General features: G+C 51.5%; 13 protein-coding genes. 6 read left to right on the top strand and 7 right to left on the bottom strand.

The window, feature by feature from the left end; genetic code table 11:
- A partial coding sequence (locus tag CIL02_RS07485) for a tyrosine-type recombinase/integrase (RefSeq protein WP_170935039.1) occupies positions 1–487 on the top strand: 487 nt, incomplete at its 5' end.
- 131 nt (positions 488–618) lie between these two features.
- Here the strand turns inward: CIL02_RS07485 and ltrA are convergent.
- The 7 genes from ltrA to CIL02_RS07450 form a co-directional block, all read right to left on the bottom strand.
- Positions 619–2,025: a group II intron reverse transcriptase/maturase gene (ltrA, locus tag CIL02_RS07480; protein WP_094400482.1), complete on the bottom strand. Its 1,407-nt coding sequence runs from the start codon at positions 2,023–2,025 to the stop codon at positions 619–621.
- Between the two features lie 763 nt (positions 2,026–2,788).
- Positions 2,789–4,072 carry a hypothetical protein gene (locus tag CIL02_RS07475; RefSeq protein WP_141210161.1) on the bottom strand — a complete coding sequence of 428 codons (1,284 nt, stop codon included), beginning with the start codon at positions 4,070–4,072 and terminating at the stop codon, positions 2,789–2,791.
- Between the two features lie 95 nt (positions 4,073–4,167).
- Positions 4,168–4,692 carry a hypothetical protein gene (locus tag CIL02_RS07470; RefSeq protein ID WP_094400478.1) on the bottom strand — a complete coding sequence of 175 codons (525 nt, stop codon included), beginning with the start codon at positions 4,690–4,692 and terminating at the stop codon, positions 4,168–4,170.
- Positions 4,676–5,242: an RNA polymerase sigma factor gene (locus tag CIL02_RS07465; RefSeq protein ID WP_094400476.1), complete on the bottom strand. Its 567-nt coding sequence runs from the start codon at positions 5,240–5,242 to the stop codon at positions 4,676–4,678. The genes CIL02_RS07470 and CIL02_RS07465 overlap by 17 nt, the downstream gene beginning before the upstream one ends.
- 75 nt (positions 5,243–5,317) lie before the next feature.
- Complete coding sequence (locus CIL02_RS07460; protein ID WP_094400474.1) at positions 5,318–7,465, bottom strand: hypothetical protein; 2,148 nt, start codon at positions 7,463–7,465, stop codon at positions 5,318–5,320.
- A gap of 621 nt (positions 7,466–8,086) precedes the next feature.
- The gene (locus tag CIL02_RS07455) at positions 8,087–10,558 is read right to left on the bottom strand and encodes a glycoside hydrolase family 127 protein (RefSeq protein WP_094400472.1); all 2,472 of its coding nucleotides are present in this window, start codon (positions 10,556–10,558) and stop codon (positions 8,087–8,089) included.
- A gap of 50 nt (positions 10,559–10,608) precedes the next feature.
- Positions 10,609–12,585 (bottom strand): glycoside hydrolase family 97 protein, encoded by a 1,977-nt coding sequence (locus CIL02_RS07450; protein WP_094400470.1) that lies wholly within the window; start codon positions 12,583–12,585, stop codon positions 10,609–10,611.
- Between the two features lie 316 nt (positions 12,586–12,901).
- On the opposite strand from CIL02_RS07450, the gene CIL02_RS07445 reads away from it, so the two are divergent.
- The 5 genes from CIL02_RS07445 to CIL02_RS07425 all read left to right on the top strand — a co-directional run bounded on the left by CIL02_RS07445 (position 12,902) and on the right by CIL02_RS07425 (position 21,087).
- Positions 12,902–15,334, top strand: coding sequence for a glycoside hydrolase family 127 protein (locus tag CIL02_RS07445; protein WP_371589166.1), 2,433 nt, complete (start codon positions 12,902–12,904; stop codon positions 15,332–15,334).
- A gap of 971 nt (positions 15,335–16,305) precedes the next feature.
- Positions 16,306–18,132, top strand: a complete 1,827-nt coding sequence (locus CIL02_RS07440; RefSeq protein WP_094400468.1) for a phosphoethanolamine transferase — start codon at positions 16,306–16,308, stop codon at positions 18,130–18,132.
- Positions 18,129–19,193 carry an acyltransferase gene (locus CIL02_RS07435; RefSeq protein ID WP_094400466.1) on the top strand — a complete coding sequence of 355 codons (1,065 nt, stop codon included), beginning with the start codon at positions 18,129–18,131 and terminating at the stop codon, positions 19,191–19,193. The genes CIL02_RS07440 and CIL02_RS07435 overlap by 4 nt, the downstream gene beginning before the upstream one ends.
- A complete protein-coding gene (locus CIL02_RS07430; protein WP_094400464.1) occupies positions 19,190–20,212 on the top strand; it encodes an acyltransferase in 1,023 nt (340 codons plus the stop codon). The genes CIL02_RS07435 and CIL02_RS07430 overlap by 4 nt, the downstream gene beginning before the upstream one ends.
- Positions 20,209–21,087, top strand: a complete 879-nt coding sequence (locus CIL02_RS07425; RefSeq protein WP_240513574.1) for a decaprenyl-phosphate phosphoribosyltransferase — start codon at positions 20,209–20,211, stop codon at positions 21,085–21,087. The genes CIL02_RS07430 and CIL02_RS07425 overlap by 4 nt, the downstream gene beginning before the upstream one ends.
- The last annotated feature ends 3 nt before the right edge of the window (positions 21,088–21,090 follow it).

Genomic DNA, 21,090 nt, shown 5'->3' with positions numbered 1-21,090 from the left:
AAATGTAACAGGCAGCATCCTGTTCAACGGAAAAGGCAATAAATACAGATGTATGCCGCTTGACGAGAACATAATGATCCAGATATCATTGTTTATCAAACGTATTCATGGCACAAATCCTAATCCTGATTCTTTTCTGTTCTTTTCTCCTTCGAAGGGAAAAACAAGCAAACTTTCATCTCGTGCGATACAAAAACGATTGAAACAGCATGCATGTTCTGCTCATGAATCTTGTGACGAGGTACCTTTGGACATGCATTCACATCTGTTCAGACATACAAGAGCCACCAACTGGGTAAAGGAACGCCATCGATTACCAGTTGTATCAAAGTTATTAGGACATGAACATATAGAAACCACAATGCAATACCTTGATATAACTTTGGAAATGATGGACGAGGCTGCTGCTTCTGTGAGAAATCCTGCGACCAACTCGATTCAACAAAACTGGAGCGAAGAAGATATTGATGAACTTTTTGTTTTCTGACAATCATATTTTTTATGCGAACTTCTCATTGCAGATGTCTGCCTTTAACAGATATATTCAACAAGAAGTTCGCATAAAATGGAAGTTCGCATAACACACCACCGTACGTGCCGTTCGGCATACGGCGGTTCCTATTTTGGATTCCATTCGAGATACGAATCCATAAGACACAAGTAGCCCGCCTTCTTTAGATTCTGCGTGGATATTGCCGTGTTAACATAGTAGTTCTTTGCCATGCGCCAGTGGCTTTGGCGGGCATTGCCTATAGACCATGCCTTATCATGGCTGATTCCACACTTGATGAGGTTTGCCACCTTTGTCTTTGTTTTCTTCCAAGCCTTCCATATACACATGCGTATTCTACGTCTTAACCATTCATCGGTCTCTTGGCAAAGACGTTTCATATTGGCAAGGTGATAGTATCCTACCCATCCTCGTATGTACTCTTTAAGGTTACGCTTCCTCTTTTCGTAACCCCATCCGTTGCTTCGACTTGTCAGCTCTTTTAGTCTTGACTTCATCTTTGCCTTGGATTTCGGGTGTACGGTGAGTTGGCATCTACCCTTGTTTACATAAAAGGAGTAGCCAAGGTACTTCACACCTCGTATGTATGAGACTACTGTCTTTTCCTTGTTCACCTTTAGGAATAGCTTCCCTTCTATGAATTTGGTTATTGAATCTCGTACACGTTCTGCGGCACGCTTGGTCTTGCAGAATATCATCGAATCGTCGGCATAGCGTACAAAGGGGTGTCCTCTGCGTGCGAGTTCCTTGTCCAACTCGTTCAGCATGATGTTGCTGAGAAGTGGGCTCAGTGGTCCCCCTTGTGGGGTGCCTTCCTCGCTTGCATGCCACAGTCCTTTGTCTATGACTCCGCTCCGAAGATATTTGTGTATAAGGCTGACTACTCTGCCATCCTTGATGGTGCGGCTGAGTATCTCTATGAGTTTGCTGTGGCTCACTGTGTCGAAGAAGCGTTCGAGGTCGAGGTCAACTACGTACTTGTAGCCTTCATCGACTATCTTCTGCACTTCTCGCAATGCGTCAAGGCATCCTCTCCTCGGGCGGAAGCCGAAGCTTCGTTTGGAGAATTGGGGCTCATAGATTATTGTCAGTACTTGGTTGATGGCTTGTTGCACCATGCGGTCAACCACGGTCGGTATGCCCAGCAGGCGCTTCTTGCCGTTGTCCTTGGGTATCTCTACCCTGCGGACGGGATTCGGACGGTATGTACCGTCAAGCAAGGAGCGTATCAGTTCATCCTTATTAGCCTTGAGCCATGGAAGCAGCTGCTCACATGACATCTTGTCGATACCGCCACATCCCTTGTTCCTCAATACTGCCAAGTAGGCTTGGTTGAGGTTGTCGGGGCTGAGGATTACTTCCAATAGGTGCTCCTTGTCAAATGGAACTTCCACGATGTTGTCTTCGGTCATCCACATGAAAGTCTGCACTCCCCCATACCTTTCGGATTCCGTCCTATTTCTTTGGGGGCAGTCATTAGCAAAAGCTGATGTTTTCTGCATTCTATCTTTCATTTGGTAACTCTCAATTACTATCGTTTAATTGTTAGGTTCTGTCCTTCATGGAGCGTTACCGATTACTCCACTACTATGACGTCTGCTGACTTCTCACGGCAAGCTTTACTCCATGGCTTTCGTAAAAGCAACTAATCACCATGTCCGTGAGACCTCCTCGGATAAGGGCATTGTCTTCCATCTTATGCCTACTTCATTTACACCGACCGTTCCGAATAGCTATCGGGCTTTGGTTTGTTATGCAACCTTACCCACGGTCATATGCCTTATATGAAGTTTCTGTTCGTTAGACCAGATATTTGCCGACGGCTTCCTTCAGATTCCACCTCGCGATGGACACCCTTGCCTTGGGCTATGTGATTCCCGCTATTAGGGCTCACTCGGGACTTGCACCCGTTAGACAATGCTCATGCCGAGCGTACATAAAAAAGGCGTCCGCAAGGGTATACACTCCACTTGCGGACGCTTTTCTAATATTTCACTCTACTTGCGAAATCCGAATAAGACAATCTATTTCTTTTATTGGTTGTTTAAGTTTGCCGGGTTGTGCCGCCGTGAGGTGGTGCAACTCTTTTTTTTTCGCCAGACTACCAATGAGCTACAGGATTACCCGATGCTAAAATCCAGAACATTTCGGTTGCGGATGAGGTAGCATACTGTAGCAACAAATCTCTGTTCTTAATGTCGCCGTAGGCTGCTCGCAACAACGCAATAGTGCTTGTTTGTATAGGGGAAGGAATACGTGATTCTTTCATTTATTTGGCTAATCAAACCACTTCTGCTTGTAGTGAGGGATGCAGATGCTGCTAGACTCCTCACCGTCAGCGCGTTCAATGACGAGATGGTGAGTGGCTATCATATAGTAGATGACATAGGCATGAAGCTGCTGCTTTTCATCTGTCCAACAGAGGAAGATTCTTCGGTCTTCATCGGTGTCATCGTCTGTCCATGCCTGATAGTTCACAATATTATCGATAGACTTGCGAATGCGTTGGTGAAGTGAGGCGAACTCTTTCTCTGATGATGGGGCGCGAACAATACAGGCTCGGGTGGGACAGCGACTGTCTATGCCCATCCACCAAATATGCCCTTCGTGGTCGTTGCTGAGGAAGAGTGTGTCGATAACCTCCGCACCAGCCTGTGATTGTAAGTTCGAGATTTCTTTCTCCATCAGTTGGACGAGTTTGGTAGGATGGCCTGTTGCGAAGTGAACGGTTTGTTCAGCCCCTGTCAGATGGTCAATAAGTCTTGCGAAACCAGGCACGACCTCACCAGGTTGGTCGGAGCGTGATATCACGCGGACAAGGCAAAAATACCCGTGATAAAGACCTGCCAAGTATAGGTGGAAATCACCACCTACGATGAGCGAGCAGGTGCTGCTCGCCAGATAGACATCGCCACGAATCATGCGGTTGCTCTGGAACAGGGTCACATCAGGGTGCCTACCATATCGGTTCACTACGTTTAGCCACTCCTGCATGTCCTTGAGCGTTGGCGATGGCAGCAAGATGATTTGAGCTTTGGTGCGGCTGCGCTCCCCTGTGGCTCCAAGCCACCACTCATAGTCTTTATCTCCATCATATACGAACACAGTATCAACTATGCGAGCATCCTTGCGATGGGTGAACTCCTCGTAAAGATGTGTGAGAGGAGCAGCTTCCTCTGCCGACAGTCCCTTTTGGCTGAAGCCTACGCCCGACCCTTTTGCGGAGCTACTGGTCAGGCTGATGCTGCCAGGACTGTTCACGCCGTACTTGAACGTCATCTTCGAACGGTTGTAGGTCATGAGGAAGTAGGCCGACGTGTCTCCTGGCTCTGGCTGTAGCCGCATGGCGATGCGACCTTCGAACACCTCACCAGCCCTTTCATCGGTCATTTTCCGCAGGTGGGGCAGCTGATCTATATAAGGTCGGATGCCATTGATGAGTTTTATCGTAGCCGCCATTGGTCCGTTGTCGATAGTGATTTCGCCACGTGTTGCATGGTTGCGCCCATTGCTCTCAATGACAAAAGAACCGTCGAGGCAATTCAAGGCCAGATAGTTCATAATGCTGTCAACTGCTCGTTCAGTTGTTGACTGTGCTTGCATGCCCATTGGGCAGAGCAGTAATAGAAATATAACAAAGCGCTTCATATTGTTTCTTATTGGTTTTCAAATTCATTAATCATGGCTGTCAATTCATCGTCCATAGCGTCCATCTCGCAGTCTATGCACACATCGGCTTCGGCCTTTGCAAGAGGATTATCCTCTAAAGTCGCAATGACATTAGTCTTAGTCTTGGGCGTTGGCTTCTTTCTTTGAGCGGGAAGCGGATTCACTTCTGCAATCTGAGGATGTTCTTTTTCTGGTTCTGCTTCTTGCTCTACAGGCTTGGGGACTTCTGTTTTTGCTACAACATTTGATGACTCTTCCTTCTCTTCTGGAATCATCGTTTCCACAAGAAAGAAGATGCATGCAACAGCAGCGGCTGCACTCATAGCACGAAGAAACCATAACTGCACAATTTTGGCTCTTGGGACAGAAGCTTTCTCTATTGCAGCAATCCGCTCCATCACCCTGTCCTCAATTTCCCTGGGGAGTTCTGTCATTGGGCGGCGTTCCTTCCTGCGGTGCATGAGCTGACGGAGTGCGTCGTCTTTGGGCTTTATGTCACTTGATGTCTTCATCTGTTCTTTGCAATTCTTTTTTTAGTCTGTTTCTGATTCGTCGTAGCCGGCTTGCCAGTATGCTGGCCTCACTGTCGAGTATGTAGGCTATCTCCTTCAGAGCCCGGTCGTCTTCGTAGTAGAGCCGCAGGAGCATCTGGTCATATTCGGACAGCAGGCTGATGGCCTTGTCAAGTCTCTGCAGTCGCTCCTCGGCAATGTCTTTCAACCAGTCGTCTGCATCAGTCTCTTCGGCATATTTCAACAGCCTTTCGTCCTCATCCCATGAGAGCGCTGGAAACCGTCGTCGTTTCATTCGACGAATCGCCTCGTGGTATGCTATGCGGTGGAGCCATGTGGCGAACGATGCCTTGCCGTCGTCATACTGACGGAGAGAACGGAATGCATTGATGAAAGTCTCTTGCACGATGTCCTCCGCTTCTTCGCGATTGCCGATGACACTCTCAATGAAAGCAAGCAATGTGCCTCCATGCCGGCGCATTAAGTGGCGGAAATCCTCCCTTTGGCCACTTAATATGCGTGCTATTAGTGTCTTGTCGTCAATCTCCATCTCAGGTTCTTTCTATTATATAGTCACAAAGGTAAGAAATATGTCGCACTATACAGCTCGTTTTTATTTTCTTTTTCATCTTTCGTCCGACATTTCCCTTTTATATTCTCTCACCGACTTGCCGCCCATGAAGCGATAGACGAGGGTAAACTGAAGGGCACCACGGTTGTTGCTCTCCCACGAATTGAAATAGTTGGTGCTTTGAATGGCTGGCGATACGACTGTAGTCCTGCTGATGCCATCGCCCCACTTGAGAGGGGAAAGAGCCAAGAAGCTCAGGGTTAGACGGTCATGAAAAAAAGTCTTGTCGATGGAGATATAGAGCAAATCATCTTTGTCGTTGATTGAATAAGTCTGTGGAGTAACCATCTTATTGTGGTTCATCTCGTAGGCCATAAAGGCTGTCAGGTGATACTTGCGGTTGTAGTATTGCAGCGAGGTCTTAAAGCGTAACTCATGGCCATGCTGGCTGAAATCCCCATACTTGGCACTGGGCATGGCAGCCAGCGCGTCAGCTTTATAGACGAAGTCTTTGGCGAAACGCTTGGTGAACGACACACTGACCCACGGCGAGAGGTAACGCGAGTTGACGTATGTGCTGGCAACGTAGTCACCATCCACACCACTGGGCAGACTTCCGTGCCGCAGTTCGCTTATGGCAGTAATGGTGTTGGGCGCGTAGGTCACACCTGCCTGAGCATTGAAGCACCACCAGGCATCGAACCATACCTTCCACTGATGGCTGACGCTGTGGCGCAAAAACGGATTGCCACCGCTCCATGTAAGCGAGTCGGTGAAGTAACCGTAGGCCGATGTCTGGTTTTGGTTGGGATGACCGATGCCGTAGTCGTAGTTAAAGCGAATCCAGTTCTTCTCTGTCAGTTTGTGCCAATACATTGCGCTGATTGACCACACCAACTGGTTATCTCCGATGCCGTTACTCCATACATGTACCTGTTCTATCCTGCCGCCAACAGATGCTGTGTTGTGGCCAATGCTGTCGAGCCGCCCCCAGAGGTTAAACCATCCATTGTTGCGAAGAAATCCGTTATTGTTAAGTTGTTGCTGACTATCGAAGTCCTTGCGTTCGTAATCTTTCCATGTGTTGTGATAGCCAAATTGTAGTTGCAGACGGTTGTCATACCAACTGCGCCTTGCTCCAGACCGGAAGCGGGTATAGTACATGTGGTCGTTATAGTGGTTGAGCAGAGTAAAGGTCGAGCCACGCTGAAAGGTATTATCGGGCGTGTTTCGATTATACACATAGTTGATGTCTGCTTCATAACTCCACGCTCCTGACCGTCCCCGATAGAACAGGGCAGTGCTATGGTTGTGGTTGGAGGTGTTGTTGATGCTATGCACGTCCAATGTATCAATAGTACCAATATTCATGTGTCGCTGCTCCAACAGATAGTTTAGCTGGTTCTCGTCCCGGTTGTAGTCATATACGTAAGCCCACGACAAGGAGTGGTTCTTATTGAGCTGATAGTCCACTGAAAGATTCACTTGATAGTCCACATTGTCTAACAGTTTCTCGTTCGTCTCGTCATTGTGCAGTACTCGCTCCGTCAGCTCTTGCATGGGGTAAGTGCGTTCATACCACTCCTGAAGTACATTCTTGTTATCAGACATTCTCGTCACGTTGGCAACAAAATTCCATTTGTTTCTCGTGTAAGTGAAAGCACCACTATTGACAAACCAAAGGAACTTGCCTGCATTCGGTCCGGCAGGCATTAGTCTTGTACTGGTGCGCAGATAGCCCTCATAGCCTTCATAGTTTTTCTTTGTCACCAGATTGATGAGTGCATCATATCCCTCGTATTTCCCTTTCGGTTGATCAATGATTTCAACTTTCTCAAACCTCAGATGATGCAGGTTCATCACGTAGCTGTAACCTTTCTCCAGACTATCCACCAGCACAATGATGTTTGGCTTTCCGTTATACTCCACGCTGTTGTCCACCGCATTCCAAGTCAGACCTCGGATATTTCCCAGCATCTGTGCCGTGTTCCGTGCCCCACGTCGCATTTCCTTCGTAATAAATGCCGTGGTCCTGTCACCCTCCGTACGAATGCTCGAAGCAACCACGCTCACCTCCTTCAGCGACACGTTTCGTGCCACAGAATCACTTTGCACCTTCAACGTATCCTTCTCCTGTGCCCGCGTTGTCAATGACATTACTGTCAGTAGGGTCACAAGTACAAATCTAATAATCTTTCCCATGTCAGTAAAATGTTCGATGTTTCTACTGACATATAGTTCATGTACTCAAAAATATGTCGTGGAAAGAGAAACAATTCCTCCACAAAGAATGAACCCGTTGGGCTCAGCCACTTCGCCCAGCGAAGACACTCTTCAAGTCAATTGAAAAGTTCATTTAATGTCACTTCGCTGTTTACAATGCTCTTTTGCATTCCGTCAGCCACACCGAATGTCGCAACGAACGTATTCACCAGTGCCTTTGTACATTTCGTAGCCTCACGGAAGATTGTCATCCGCTGGCGTAGCTTCTTTTCGTATGGAACCTTCGGCTAATAAGAAGGGGGTACAGTTTGATGTACAAAAATTGGATATCCTAATTCTGAAGTTCATGTCGGTGATAGTCGCGCTGTAAGCGCAAAAGCACATAGCCCAGGGTGTCGCTACGCTTTACCCTGGGCTATGTGCTTTTGCCCTTTGCCTTTCCTTTCAGCCGGCGACCTTTGGTTCAGGGCGTTGCTACTGATTTTTGTACATCAAACTGTACACCATAGTACTTAATACAAGTCCTTTCTCAAAAAAGTTGTAAAATCAGTAGGACCCGCCTGTAAAAATTGTCAGCTGTAGTTCAGAGATTGAGTCACATCACCTCACACTCCACTCGAAGATGCCTGCCGACAGGTTGTCAGGCAGAGTAACCTCCAGTTTTAGGGCCTTTGTCGTAACAGGTTCGAAGTTCACCGTGCAGGCAGCCCCCTTGGCAAGAGGATAAGCGTCGGCGCCCTCTACGGGAGTCCAGTTGCCGCTGTTGTCCTTGTAGTAGACCTTCCAGCTCTTAGGCACGGAGCATCCTCCCCACGGCTGGTCGTCAAACCAGTATACGGTACAGCTCTGCACCTTAGCCTCTTTCTCGAAATCGTAGCTTATCCACTCCGTGGAAGCCTTCTTTGGCCACCAGTGCGCATATGGAATGGAGCGGTCGCTGCCGTCCTTCGGAACCAGTCTGTCGTTGATGCTGCTGAGAGCAGGAATATTCATTGACGAGGCCACCTTGCTCGTAGAAGCCAGCGTTGCAGGCTCAGCAGGCCGTGTAGCCTTCAGGTCTTGTGCCAGCCACACCTTCATGTCACCATTTCCTCTATGACACCATGCATAATACGGGATGAGAGTCAGCTTAACGTCAGTGGTAGCCAGTCTGCCAGCCTTGTCGAAAGCAAGCGTCTGCGCATTGGTAGACAGTGTTTTTATCCTCATACCCTTGTATGCCGTAAGCTTCTGCTTACTTGCCTCCGGGATGAAGGCGTCGAGTGTCTGCTCGGCTATGTCGAACTTCGGGTTCTGGTTGATGATAATATTCTTTATGTCGAACTTATTGTCCGGCCACTCTGCACAGTACACTAACGGTCCGCGTTCAATCTCCACCATACCGCGGTCTTCCTCAACAAGGTTGTTTGCCCTGACGGTACGTGGCTCCATATCGAAATGTATCTTTACTACATCATTCTTCTTCCACTTCCTTGTTATGGTGAAATATCCGTCTTCCGTGATACAGCCGTTATCGGAACCTATTTCTGTACCGTTCACGGAGATATAGTACCCAAGCCTCTTATTGTCGCTGTAGCTGTAGAGGTCGCTTGGCACAGGCTTGTTTTTCACCCATCCCGGCACCCTTATCTTCAATGCGAACTGTCCTGCAGAATTCTTGTTGATGGTGAGTCTCACGTCACCATCATATGGATATTCCGTAGCCTGCGTCAGAGCCACATCCTTTCCTGCCACCTTCAGTGTGCTTGAGTTGCTTAGGAACAGGTTTACATACACATTTCTGTCCTTTACTGCATACACATATCCTGGCAGAGAGGGTATGAAGCGGCAGATGTTGCTTGGGCAGCATGCACATCCGAACCACGGCTGGCGCTGATGCTGTCCCATTGACTCCAGCGGATTAGGATAGAAGAAGCCTCCACCGTCGAGCGACACTCCGCTGATGAGTCCATTGTATAGCGACCTCTCAAGCACGTCATAATACTTTGACTCGCCATGCAGCAGGAAGAGCCTGTAGTTGACATACACATTACCTATGGCGGCGCAGGTCTCACAGTATGCGCTCATGTTTGGCAGGTAGTAGTTTGGTCCGAAAGCCTCTCCACTGGCAGTAGCTCCGATACCGCCTGTTATATACAGTTTCTTGCATACGATGTTGTCCCAGATATTGTCTATGGCGTGTATATACGCCGAGTCGCCGGTGAGTGCTGCCACGTCGGCCATACCCGCATACATGTATGCGGCTCTTACTGCATGTCCCACGGCCTCGTCCTGGTCAACGACGGGCTTATGGCTCTGCGAGTACTCCTGCTTGATGCTTGTCTTTCCCCTATAGTCGAGGAAGAACTTCGCCTCATCCAGGTATTTCCTGTTTCCCGTTACGAGGTACAGCCTGCACAGAGCCATCTCCGCAATCTGGTGTCCCGGCACCACGCATGCCTGTCCTGGCTTATCTCCGACTTCCTTGACCACGCAGTCGGCATATCTAATGGCGATGTCCAAGAACTTCCTGCTGCCCGTAGCCTGATAGTGGGCCACGGCACCCTCGACCATGTGTCCGAGGTTATACAGCTCGTGGCTCAGGTCCTCTTCCTTCGACCATCTTTCCTTACCAGCCCAGTTATGCGGATGCTTGGGGTTCATGGTTCTGGCCGTATACAGATATCCGTCCGGCTCCTGAGCAGGAGCAATGATGCCGAGCACAGAGTCGATATACGCCTTGAGCTTGGCGTCAGGATAGGTCTGCAGGATATAGCTTGCGCCCTCTATGGTCTTGTATGGGTCGGTATCATCGAATGAGAACGGCATAAGCTTCGTGACATTATAGTCATCGCTCGGATGCACGGCTCTCTCGAAATTCTTGTACCTGCCCTCGCTTTCGCACTTGCTGAACGCCAGCGGAATGGTTACATTCCGGCTTGCCTCCAGACGCTGTCCCCAGAAACTGTTCTCCACAACCTTAACCGAGGTAAAAGGAACAGGAGAAATGGGGTAGCCGGCATTGCCCTTTACCTGCGCATTGGCAGCAAGGAGCACCATTCCGGCCATCATTGTCATCGATAATCTTTTCATTGTCAATATTTAATAGTTAGTTTATTTTTTAAAGGGGAGTTATGGGGAAGTTAAAGGGGAGAAATCTTCATGAGGAAGCCACCGCCCTGCGCCATTCTGATATCTGCAACTCTGCCATTATCGACCACAAGGTCAGAGATTTTATAGTCTTCCGCGTCATGATCGGCATTCACCCCGTCCGCCATGAGCGTTGCCTTGTATGTCTTGCCCTCTGTCAGGAATTCGAGCTTCAGGGCAATGTCCCTTGCGTCCCAGTTGGTCTGTCCAGCCACATACCAGTCATTGCCCTTGCGTCTGGCCGTGACAATATACTTGCCTATCTCGCCATCAACGATGCGTGTCTCGTCGAACACCACAGGCAGTGCAGCGATAAACCGCGTATATGTCTCATCCGCCTCGTAGCTGGTCGGCGAGTCTGCAAGCATGGTGAACGGGCTGTCCTGAACTACATAGCATGCAGCCTGGTGACACCTCGTGCCCATGGAGACAGGCTTCTCGTATATGGCTCTCCAGTCTTTCCGCGTGCCGTTCCTCATTGCACCCGGCGTAAAGTCCACCTGTCCAGACATCATTCTGATATATGGGAACGTCACGTCATACAGCGGCATGTCATGCTGACTCATGTCTGTCCATCTGGCCTCCTCCATTCCGAACACAGCCTCGTAGTTGAGGATGTTCGGATACGTCCTGTTCAGTCCCACTGGCTTGTATATGCCGTGCAAGTCAAGAAGCAGATGATGGCGGGCCGTGGCATCGGCAATTCTCTCCACCATCTCCACGGCCGTCTGGTCATCACGGTCCATGAAGTCAACCTTCAGTCCCTTCACTCCCATCCCGGCGTAATGACTGCAAATCTGCTCAAGGTTCTCGTCGAGGACGTTAAAGACCGTCCATAGCACAATGCCCACACCCTTTGTCCGTGCATAGCTGATCAGTTCCGGCAGCCTTATGTCGTCAATCGGGCGCATCATGTCCCCGCTCTTGGAGTCATACCATCCCTCGTCGAGTATCACATATTCCAGTCCGTGGCTGGCTGCAAAGTCTATATAATAAATGTATGTCTCATAGTTGATGCCTGCCTTGAAGTCGACGCCTTTAAGGTTCCAGTCGTTCCACCAGTCCCATGCCACCTTTCCCGGCTTTATCCACGAACAGTCCCCGACCCTCGATGGTCTTGCCAGGGCATACACCATGTTGTTGACGGGCATGTCACAGTCGTTCTCTGCCACGGCGATGATGCGCCAGGGGTATGTCCTTTGTCCCTGCGACTTGGCAATATACTTCTCCGTCTCACCTACGTAGGTCATGCTTCTCCATGGATATCGCTTCATGGTCTTCGGGTATGGTGCGAACAGTGCCCTCAGCTTGCCACCGTCTGCCTGTACGAACATTCCCGGATAGCTCACCAGGTCAGACTCAAGTATGGTCACCTTGGCATTGCCGCAGTCTACTGTTGCCGGTAGGAATGCAGGCAGCGATTGTGCCGTGTCTATGGCCGTCTGGTGGTATGTGTTCTGGAATGCCATGGCGAACGGGGCTTTGTCGTTGGTAGAATATGCAAGCCACGCCCTGTCATTCTTTGTGAATGCGAAGCTGGCGTTCTCGTCCACTATGACGGTCTCTCCCTTCCTTGACGTGGTAAAGCGGTAGGCCACTCCCTCGTCGCAGGCCAGCACCTCCAGGGCAAAGCCGTCGCCAAGAGACAGAGTTATCGTCCTGGCCGCAAAATCAAACGAGGCCTGCCGGTAGAACGGGGCGTCAATCTTCTCGCTCAATTTCTTTGCAGCAGTCTTCCTCGCCTTTCCATTCTGCGGCACCTTCCGTCCGTTGTCCACTACGAGCGATATGTCCTGGGCGCAGGCCAGTGTCTTTCCGTCGAGGCAAACCTTCAGCGTCAGCTTGTCAGATGCCGACACCACCGCCTCTACCCTACCGTTGGGAGAGCACACGGTGAAGTCCTTTGCCATGGCTACACGCTGCGCAAAGTAAGCGAGAAACAGAATTAGAATAAATTTAAGTTTCGTCATAATTGTAAAAGGTTAGTTGTGTTCGGGCAGACAACGACATGTCCGGTGCCTATAGCCGATTGGTTTTCATGCTCATCACCAAAGCCCTTAGGGATGAAGTGCGGCTTTCTCTTGCAAAGATAGCAAAAAAACACTAACGCAGAGTGTCATGAACGTACACAAAAATATGAAATACATCCAATTTAGACTTTTTTTGCATCTTTGTAGAGTTTTGTTGTCGTGACATTGGCATATTTTTCATAATTTTGTGGCTGTGGTGAGGCATCAGGCCTAATCCCATCCCTCAACAGTAACCTAAACAACAAAAACAGATCAGATGATGAACAACAGCAAACTCATTCTCGTGGCCATGGCCTTTGTGTCGGCAACAGGCATAGCCGCCCCAAAGGCTGACAAGCAGCAAATACGCGAGGTGCCATTCAACAAAGTACACCTCAACGACAATTTCTGGTTGCCGCGCATAGAGGTCAACCGCACCGTCAGCATACCCTCCGCATTCCATGAGTGCGAGGTCAACGGGCGATTCGACAACTTCGCCATAGCGGCAGGACTCATCAAGGGCGAGCACCGTGGAGACTTCTCGTTCGACGACACCGACCCCTACAAGGTCATCGAGGGCGCCAGCTACAGCCTTGCCGTAAAATACGATGCCAAGCTCGACCATTACCTCGACAGCGTAATCAACATCATCGCAAAGGCACAGGAGCCCGACGGTTACCTCACCACATGCGTCACCAATAAGTGCACACGCCTGTCAGGATGGTGGGGCAAGAGCAAGTGGGAGAAAATCAACTCGCACGAGCTATATAACTCCGGACACATGATTGAAAGTGCCGTTGCCCACTACAAGGCCACGGGCAAGCGCACGTTCCTCAACGTAGCCATACGCAATGCCGACCTCATCTGCAAGACGTTCGGCCCTGCCGAGGGACAGATACACCGTCCGTCAGGCCACCCCATCGTAGAGATGGCTCTCTGCAAGCTCTACCTCGTGACCAACAATAGGCGTTACCTTGACATGGCGCGCTACTTCGTAGAGGAGACTGGACGAGGCACAGACGGACACAGGCTCAGCGAGTACTCACAGGACCACAAGCCCATTCTGACACAGGACGAGATTGTCGGTCACGCCGTAAGAGCCGGATATCTCTACTCTGGTGTTGCCGACGTGGCGTCGCTGACTGGCGACACAGCCTACTTCCATGCCCTGGAGCGCATCTGGGACAACATGGCATCGAAGAAGCTGTTCATCACCGGAGGCATAGGCAGCCGCGCGCAGGGGGAGGGCTTCGGTCCCAACTACGAGCTCAACAATATGACCGCATACGCTGAGACTTGCGCAGCCATTGCCAACGTATACTGGAACTACCGCATGTTCCTCGCGACGGGCGATGCCAAGTATGTTGACGTTTACGAGCGAGCACTCTACAACGGCGTGCTCAGCGGCGTGTCCCTCGACGGTGATAAGTTCTTCTACGACAACCCACTTGAGTCCATGGGACAGCACCACCGCCAGAAGTGGTTTGGCTGCGCCTGCTGCCCAGGCAATGTCACCCGCTTCGTTGCCAGCGTGCCCAACTACATCTATGCCACTCAGGGCAATGACGTCTTCGTGAACCTGTACATCCAGGGCGATGCAGACATCAACGCCAATGGCAACAAGGTGAAAATCAGCCAGACCACACAATATCCTTGGGACGGAAACGTGGCCATCACCATCAACCCCAGAAAGCAGTCGCAATGGAAAGTCATGCTCCGCATCCCCTCATGGCTATCAGACCGTCCCGTTGCCAACAACCTCTACAGCTTTGCCGACAGCAAGGGCAGCTACACCATTAGGCTCAACGGGCAGACCATACAGCCCGAGATTGTCAACGGATATGCCGTCATCGACCGCAAATGGAAGCGTGGCGACAAGGTGGAGATAGCCATGGACATGGAGGTAAGGCGCATCAAGGCAAACGACAATGTCAATGACGACCGGGGAAAGACAGCCCTGCAGCGAGGCCCGGTGGTATACTGTCTTGAGGGACAGGACCAGCCCGACAAGGACGTGTTCAACAAGGCCATCATCCCGTCTGCCGACATCAAGGCCGAATATGTCGGTGACAAGCTCAGGGGCATAGTGGAACTCTCAGGACAGGCCGAGCAGACCAACAGCGACGGCACCGTTACGGCAACGACTTTCAAGGCCATCCCCTACTCCACATGGAACAACCGCGGCTACGACAAGATGGCAGTATGGATTCCCGAGTCACCGATATACACCCACGTGAAGCCCGAGCCTACCATAGCGTCGAAGGCACGCACCGTGTTCTACCGCAGCGCTATACAGAAGGACGCACCCGAGACAGCAGCAGTCGAGGGTGAGGCATGGGGCGTCAATGACCAGTGGGAGCCTACCCGCTCGTCAGACACATCGAAGCCATATCACTACTGGTGGCTAAAGGTGGGCACTCTGGAGTCTATCGCCTACCAGTTTGACAAGCCTTACGAGGTGAGCAACGTGCAGGTTTACTGGCTCGACTTCGACCACTACGACGGTAGCTACCGTGCTCCGGAGTACTGGAAGCTCTACTACCGCGACGGCGAGACATGGCGCGAGGTGGAAAACCATACGCCATACGGCACGGAGAGGGACTGCTACAACAGCGTAGACTTCAAGCCCGTGACCACCACCGGACTGAAAATCGAGGCCCAGCTCCGCAAAGGCTACAGTGGAGGAATCATAGAGTGGAAAGTCAACTGATAACGGAAGGCGTGCCCAATTTCACAAGGGCACGCCTTCATGCTTATGCCGCATAAAGCTAAAAGCGGCTACTCCATGCCGCTTGTAGTGAACCAATAGGTGTATGCAGTCGTGAGATAATTAAGTAGGGTGTACAGTTTGATGTACAAAAATCAGTAGCAAGAAAGGGCAAAAGCGTTATTTATCCAGCTGTTATCTACGCTTTTGCGCTTTCAGCGCGTCATTATCCTACATGAAATAGGGTCATCCGACATTTCGAGTGATTACCATTTATATTTATAGCAGTGTGCTCTGTATTTGTTACCTTCATTGCCGCTAAGGTTATAAATCTTGTCTGTGGCGTATTCATATTTGCGGTTCATGCTATATCTCGAGTGACAATATATTGTTGCGTGGTCTATGCATATATATCATTGCCGATAAGGTTAATAACCTTAAGGCCGCAAGGTTAATAACCTTTCAGCCGTAAGGTTATTAACCTTATCAGGGATGCAAACGTATTCATCTCCTATGGCAAACGGTTTCACCCACTTCATTTAATAATTAGGGTGTACAGTTTGTTGTACCCAAAATGGGACTGTTCCTGATTTACTCTGACTACTTGTTCGCAGAAAATATATTGACCAGCACGCGCTGTAGGCGCAAAAGCGCATAGCCCAGGGTAGAGCGCAGCGGCACCCTGGGTGTAAGGTGGCATTGTCCATGCGCGCTGTAAGCGCAAAAGCGTTATTTGTCCTGCTTTTGCGCTTACAGCGCGACCCTCACCTACATGAAATAACCCAGGGTGTCGCTACGCTCTACCCTGGGCTATGCGCTTTTGCGCTTACAGCGCGACAATTACCGACATGAAGTTAAGAATTAAGATATTCAATTTTTGCACATCAAATTGGACACCCTAGAAAGTAAATGCTGTTTTTTCTTTGTCATGTCATGTATTTGCATTATTTTTGCAAAAGAAATATATAGTAACAATGAAGATAAGGAAGCTGCTGGCATTACCGCTGATACCCATATACCGCAATGTGGGTTTCTTCGTATTTATGTATATTCTGGGAGCCGTGTGTGCTCTTAGCACCCTTCCCGACACCCGTGGGGCGACGCTCTACGAGAATCTGTGGCTTGAGCTGTTTGTCGATGACTATGCGGCCTGTCTTGTGCTTAGCCTCTTGCCGCGCCGCCTGCGTGGTATTGGCCGTGCAGTGGCATATACCGTTCTCTATGCCACGGCCCTGGCCGATGTATATTGCTTTGGCAAGTTCGGCTCCACGCTCAATCCGTCGATGCTCATGCTTGTCGGCGAGACCGACAGCCGCGAGGCAGGAGAGTTTCTGCGCTCCTACCTAACGCCTGAGGTTCTTCGCGGTCCGGTAGGCAACGTCGTGTGCGTGCTGGCACTGCATGTGGCATGGTCGTTGCGCCGCCGCATCTTCCGTAAGCTCAGCTATCGCCGCCGCATGCTCGCCCTTGGACGCATTCAGCGGCTGCGGGCACGCATGGCAGCCGTTGAGCCAGTCGCCGGCATCATTGTGGCTGCAGTGGTGGTGTGGGCAACAGTGGCAAGTGCCGGCAACAAGGCGGGATGCCACAGGCTGATGTCAGCCAGCAGCGTGGGCGAGGTGGAGCACCTGCTCACGGCCAAGGACCACGGCGTGATGTACATGCCCATCTACAGGTTAGCGTTCAGCATACGCAGCAACCAGCTTGCCGCAAGACAGATAGAGCAGCTCATAGGCGCGTCAACAAAGGCAAGGGTGGACAGCTGCTCGTATACCTCGCCACACATAGTGCTCATCATTGGCGAGAGCTTCGGCCGTCACCACTCCAGCCAATACGGCTACGCGGTGAAGACCACGCCACGGCAGTCGGCACTGGAACGGTCGGGGCTGCTGACGAAATACACCGACGTGGTGTCGCCATGGAACCTCACCAGCTTCTGCTTCAAGAACATCTTCTCCATGCACGTCATCGGGCAGGAGGGCGACTGGTGCGACTATCCTCTCTTCCCCGAGCTGTTCCGTCAGGCTGGCTACCACGTGACATTCATCACCAACCAGTTCCTGCCCCGTGCCAAGGAGGCCGTCTACGACTTCAGCGGCGGTTTCTTCCTCAACAACCCCATACTGAGCAGCCGCATGTTCGACTCGCGCAACGCCACCGTTCACAGATACGACGACGGACTGCTCGATGACTACAGGCAGCTGAAAGACCAGGAGGGCGCACGGTCGCTGACCATCTTCCACCTGCTCGGGCAGCACGTTGCCTACAAGCAGCGCTATCCCGCTGCGAGGAAGAAGATATGGGTGAGCACCTACGATACACTACGGCCGGAGCTTGACTTGAGGGAGCGCCGCATGCTCGCCGACTACGACAATGCCACGCTGTACAACGACTCCATCGTTGACCGCATAGTACGCCTGTACAAGGACAGCGATGCCGTAGTGATATACATGCCCGACCACGGCGAGGAATGCTACGAGGGCACACGCGGCTTCATCTGCCGCAACCACTCAGCCGCCATCGACTACGACCTCGCACGGTATGAGTTCGAAATTCCGTTCTGGATATACACCTCACCAAAATACAGGCGCAGACACCCGGAGCTAACGGCACGCATCAGGGCGGCACGCAACCGCAGGCTGATGACCGACGCACTGCCACACATGCTGCTGCATCTGGCAGGCATCAGCGCACCCGACTACCATGCGGAGTACGACATACTGAGCGACAGCTACGACGAGATGCGGCCGCGGCTGCTAAAGGCAACAACCGACTACGACAAACTGAAACCAGCAAAATGAACACCGACAACTCACTGCTTACACGGGCGGAATGCAACGCCATGAGAGGACTGGCCATAATGGGCATATTCCTGCACAACTACTGCCACTGGCTCGGTCCCGTGGTTAAGGAGAACGAGTATGAATACAATCAGGGCAACGTAGACTGGCTGTGGCGCGTAACCACAAATGCCGACGCACTGCTGCCCATGCACTGGATATCGTTCTTCGGCCACTATGGCGTACCCGTATTCCTGTTCCTCAGTGCCTACGGCCTGGAAAAGAAATATGGCAACGCGCAGCAGAAGCCAGGCGTATGGCAGTTCACCCGCTACCACTTCCTGAAACTCTTCAGCATGATGATAGTCGGATTTGCAGCCTTCACCATGGTCGACGCCATGACACCTGGCCGCTGGCACTACGACGTGACGCAGATTGTTGCCCAGCTGCTTATGGTCAACAACCTGCTGCCAGACCCTGACCATCAGATATGGCCCGGGCCGTACTGGTTCTTCGGGCTTATGCTGCAACTATACATAGTCTACCGCCTTCTGCTCTACCGCAGCCACTGGGCCGTCACGGCACTGCTCATGGCCGTCTGCGTAGGCATACAGCTATGCCTGCCGCCTATGGGCGAGGCCATCAACAGCTACCGCTACAACTTCCCAGGAGGCATGCTGCCCTTCGGTGCAGGCATCCTCGCAGCACGCATCATTGACCGTCCGCTCGCCATCTCCACCCCCACGCTGGCCGCGCTTACAGTGCTGCTGTCGCTTCTGGCCATCGTTACGAGCTGTAGCGTAATAGGCTGGACACTCACACCCATCGTCATCATAGCGGCCTGCGCCGCACTGGCCAAGCTGCTTGCCCGTGCGAAGAGCATCATGTGGGCAGCAGTATGGATGGGCGAGATTAGCGCAGCACTATTCGTATGCCACCCCATAACACGCAAGATATTCATACCCATCTCGCGCTGTGGCGACCACTATGCGGGACTGCTGCTCTACATCATTGCCAGCCTGTGTCTGGCATGGCTATTCAAGGAAATAATGTCACGACTGCCTAAACCCAAGATGAAATGAGAATACCCGATATCGAGCTTGCCAACATCAGCCGCTTCCGCGGTGAGCAGATGGGCGCGGCGATGCTGTTCATCATCCTTTTCCACGTTGGTCTCGACCGCTGGGACCCCTTCTTCGGTCTCAGGCGCACGGGCAACGTGGGTGTTGACATCTTCCTCTTCCTGAGCGGTGTCGGGCTGTGGTATTCCTGGTCCCGCATGGCAGACTCGGGCATGGACATCCGCAGCATGCTGCTGCGCTTTTTCCGCAACCGCTACGTCCGCATTTACCCCGCCTGGCTCATCATGGCCAGCGCCTACTACATACCGCGCTTCCACGGCACCACCATAAAAGAATGGGCTGACCTCATCGGCGACATCACCATCAACTGGGACTTCTGGCTCTATGACGAGCTTACCTTCTGGTATATTCCCGCCATCATGATGCTCTACACCATTGCGCCATTCTACATGATACTAATACGCAAGCACCCCATGTACCGGTGGCTGCCGCTGATAAGCATCATCTGGTGCGTGATGGTGCAATGGGTGATACCCATCCACAATGCCGTAGGCCATCTGGAGATATTCTGGAGCCGCGTGCCCATATTCCTCTTAGGTATCAACTTCGGCTCTATAGTCCAGCGCAAGCAGACCATCGACGGACAGGCCGTATGGATGCTCGCGGCCATATGGACACTGACCTTCGGCACATGCCTCTATCTGGAGCAACAGCGCCACGGCCACTTTCCGCTGTTCGTGGAGAGGATGCTGTACATTCCCTTCACCATAACGACCATCATGCTGCTCAACCGCATCTTCCGGCGCATGCCGGCCAGAGTGAACAGCCTGATGCGCTTCGTAGGGGCGGTGAGCCTTGAGGCATACCTCATACACAGCCACTTCGTGCTGTGCCACATCGAGAAGATGCACCTCGGCTACTGGCCCACATTCCTTCTGACGGCAGTCATCACAATGCCGCTGGCATGGCTGCTGCACACACTGATAGAGAAAGTAACATGCAAAATCATTGCGAAATGAAGAATATACTGAAACTCATACGCCCAAAGCAATGGCTGAAGAATACCTTCGTGTTCTTCCCTATGTTCTTTGGAGGTTCGCTGCTCGACACCTCGGACATCATTGCCTCCATCATCACCTTCGTGGCCTTCAGCCTCTCGGCATCATCAATATACTGTTTCAACGATGTCGTAGACGTAGAGGCCGACAGGCGCCATCCCGTAAAATGCCACCGCCCCGTAGCCTCGGGAGCCATCAGCATGCGCGTGGCCTACCTGCTCATGGCATCACTCTTCGCCGCATCACTCGCCGTGGCCTCACTGCTCGACAGCCTGTGGCTCACCGTGGGCGGCATCCTTACCTTCTACTGGCTGCTGAACATCGCCTACTGCTCAAAGCTCAAGGACTATGCCATCATCGATGTGTGCATCATTGCCTTCGGCTTCGTACTGCGCATATTGGCAGGCGGTGCGGCTACCGAGGTGACCGTGAGCCACTGGCTGGTGCTGATGACATTCCTCCTGACACTCTTCCTCTCGTTCGCCAAACGGCGCGACGACGTGCTGCGGATGAACGCCACGGGCGAGGCGCCACGCAAGAACACCATACGCTACAACCTCACGTTCATCAACGAGGCCATCACCATTACAGGCTCCGTAACCCTCGTATGCTACATCATGTACACCGTATCGGCAGAGGTGACATCGAACTTCAACACCAACCACCTGTACCTCACGAGCATATTCGTGCTCGTGGGACTGCTGCGGTACATACAGATTGCCGTTGTCGACCAGAAGAGCGGCGACCCGACGAAAGCCATTCTCAGCGACCGGTTCCTGCAGTTAGTGGTAGTAGCATGGGGACTGACATTCCTCACACTGATATACATACTCTGACAA

It is taken from the genome of Prevotella sp. P3-122 (genome assembly GCF_002251365.1).
Classification (GTDB): Bacteria; Bacteroidota; Bacteroidia; order Bacteroidales; family Bacteroidaceae; genus Prevotella.
The sequence above is the reverse complement of the archived record's forward strand: the minus strand, read 5'-3'. Positions and strand labels throughout refer to the sequence as shown.

Coding starts and splice junctions, on each gene's coding strand:
- CIL02_RS07450 (WP_094400470.1), bottom strand. CDS start 12,585: ATGACGAAACTTAAATTTATTCTAATTCTGTTTCTCGCTTACTTTGCG.
- CIL02_RS07465 (WP_094400476.1), bottom strand. CDS start 5,242: ATGGAGATTGACGACAAGACACTAATAGCACGCATATTAAGTGGCCAA.
- CIL02_RS07425 (WP_240513574.1), top strand. CDS start 20,209: ATGAAGAATATACTGAAACTCATACGCCCAAAGCAATGGCTGAAGAAT.
- CIL02_RS07455 (WP_094400472.1), bottom strand. CDS start 10,558: ATGAAAAGATTATCGATGACAATGATGGCCGGAATGGTGCTCCTTGCT.
- CIL02_RS07430 (WP_094400464.1), top strand. CDS start 19,190: ATGAGAATACCCGATATCGAGCTTGCCAACATCAGCCGCTTCCGCGGT.
- CIL02_RS07475 (WP_141210161.1), bottom strand. CDS start 4,072: ATGAACTATCTGGCCTTGAATTGCCTCGACGGTTCTTTTGTCATTGAG.
- ltrA (WP_094400482.1), bottom strand. CDS start 2,025: ATGAAAGATAGAATGCAGAAAACATCAGCTTTTGCTAATGACTGCCCC.
- CIL02_RS07460 (WP_094400474.1), bottom strand. CDS start 7,465: ATGGGAAAGATTATTAGATTTGTACTTGTGACCCTACTGACAGTAATG.
- CIL02_RS07435 (WP_094400466.1), top strand. CDS start 18,129: ATGAACACCGACAACTCACTGCTTACACGGGCGGAATGCAACGCCATG.
- CIL02_RS07440 (WP_094400468.1), top strand. CDS start 16,306: ATGAAGATAAGGAAGCTGCTGGCATTACCGCTGATACCCATATACCGC.
- CIL02_RS07470 (WP_094400478.1), bottom strand. CDS start 4,692: ATGAAGACATCAAGTGACATAAAGCCCAAAGACGACGCACTCCGTCAG.
- CIL02_RS07445 (WP_371589166.1), top strand. CDS start 12,902: ATGATGAACAACAGCAAACTCATTCTCGTGGCCATGGCCTTTGTGTCG.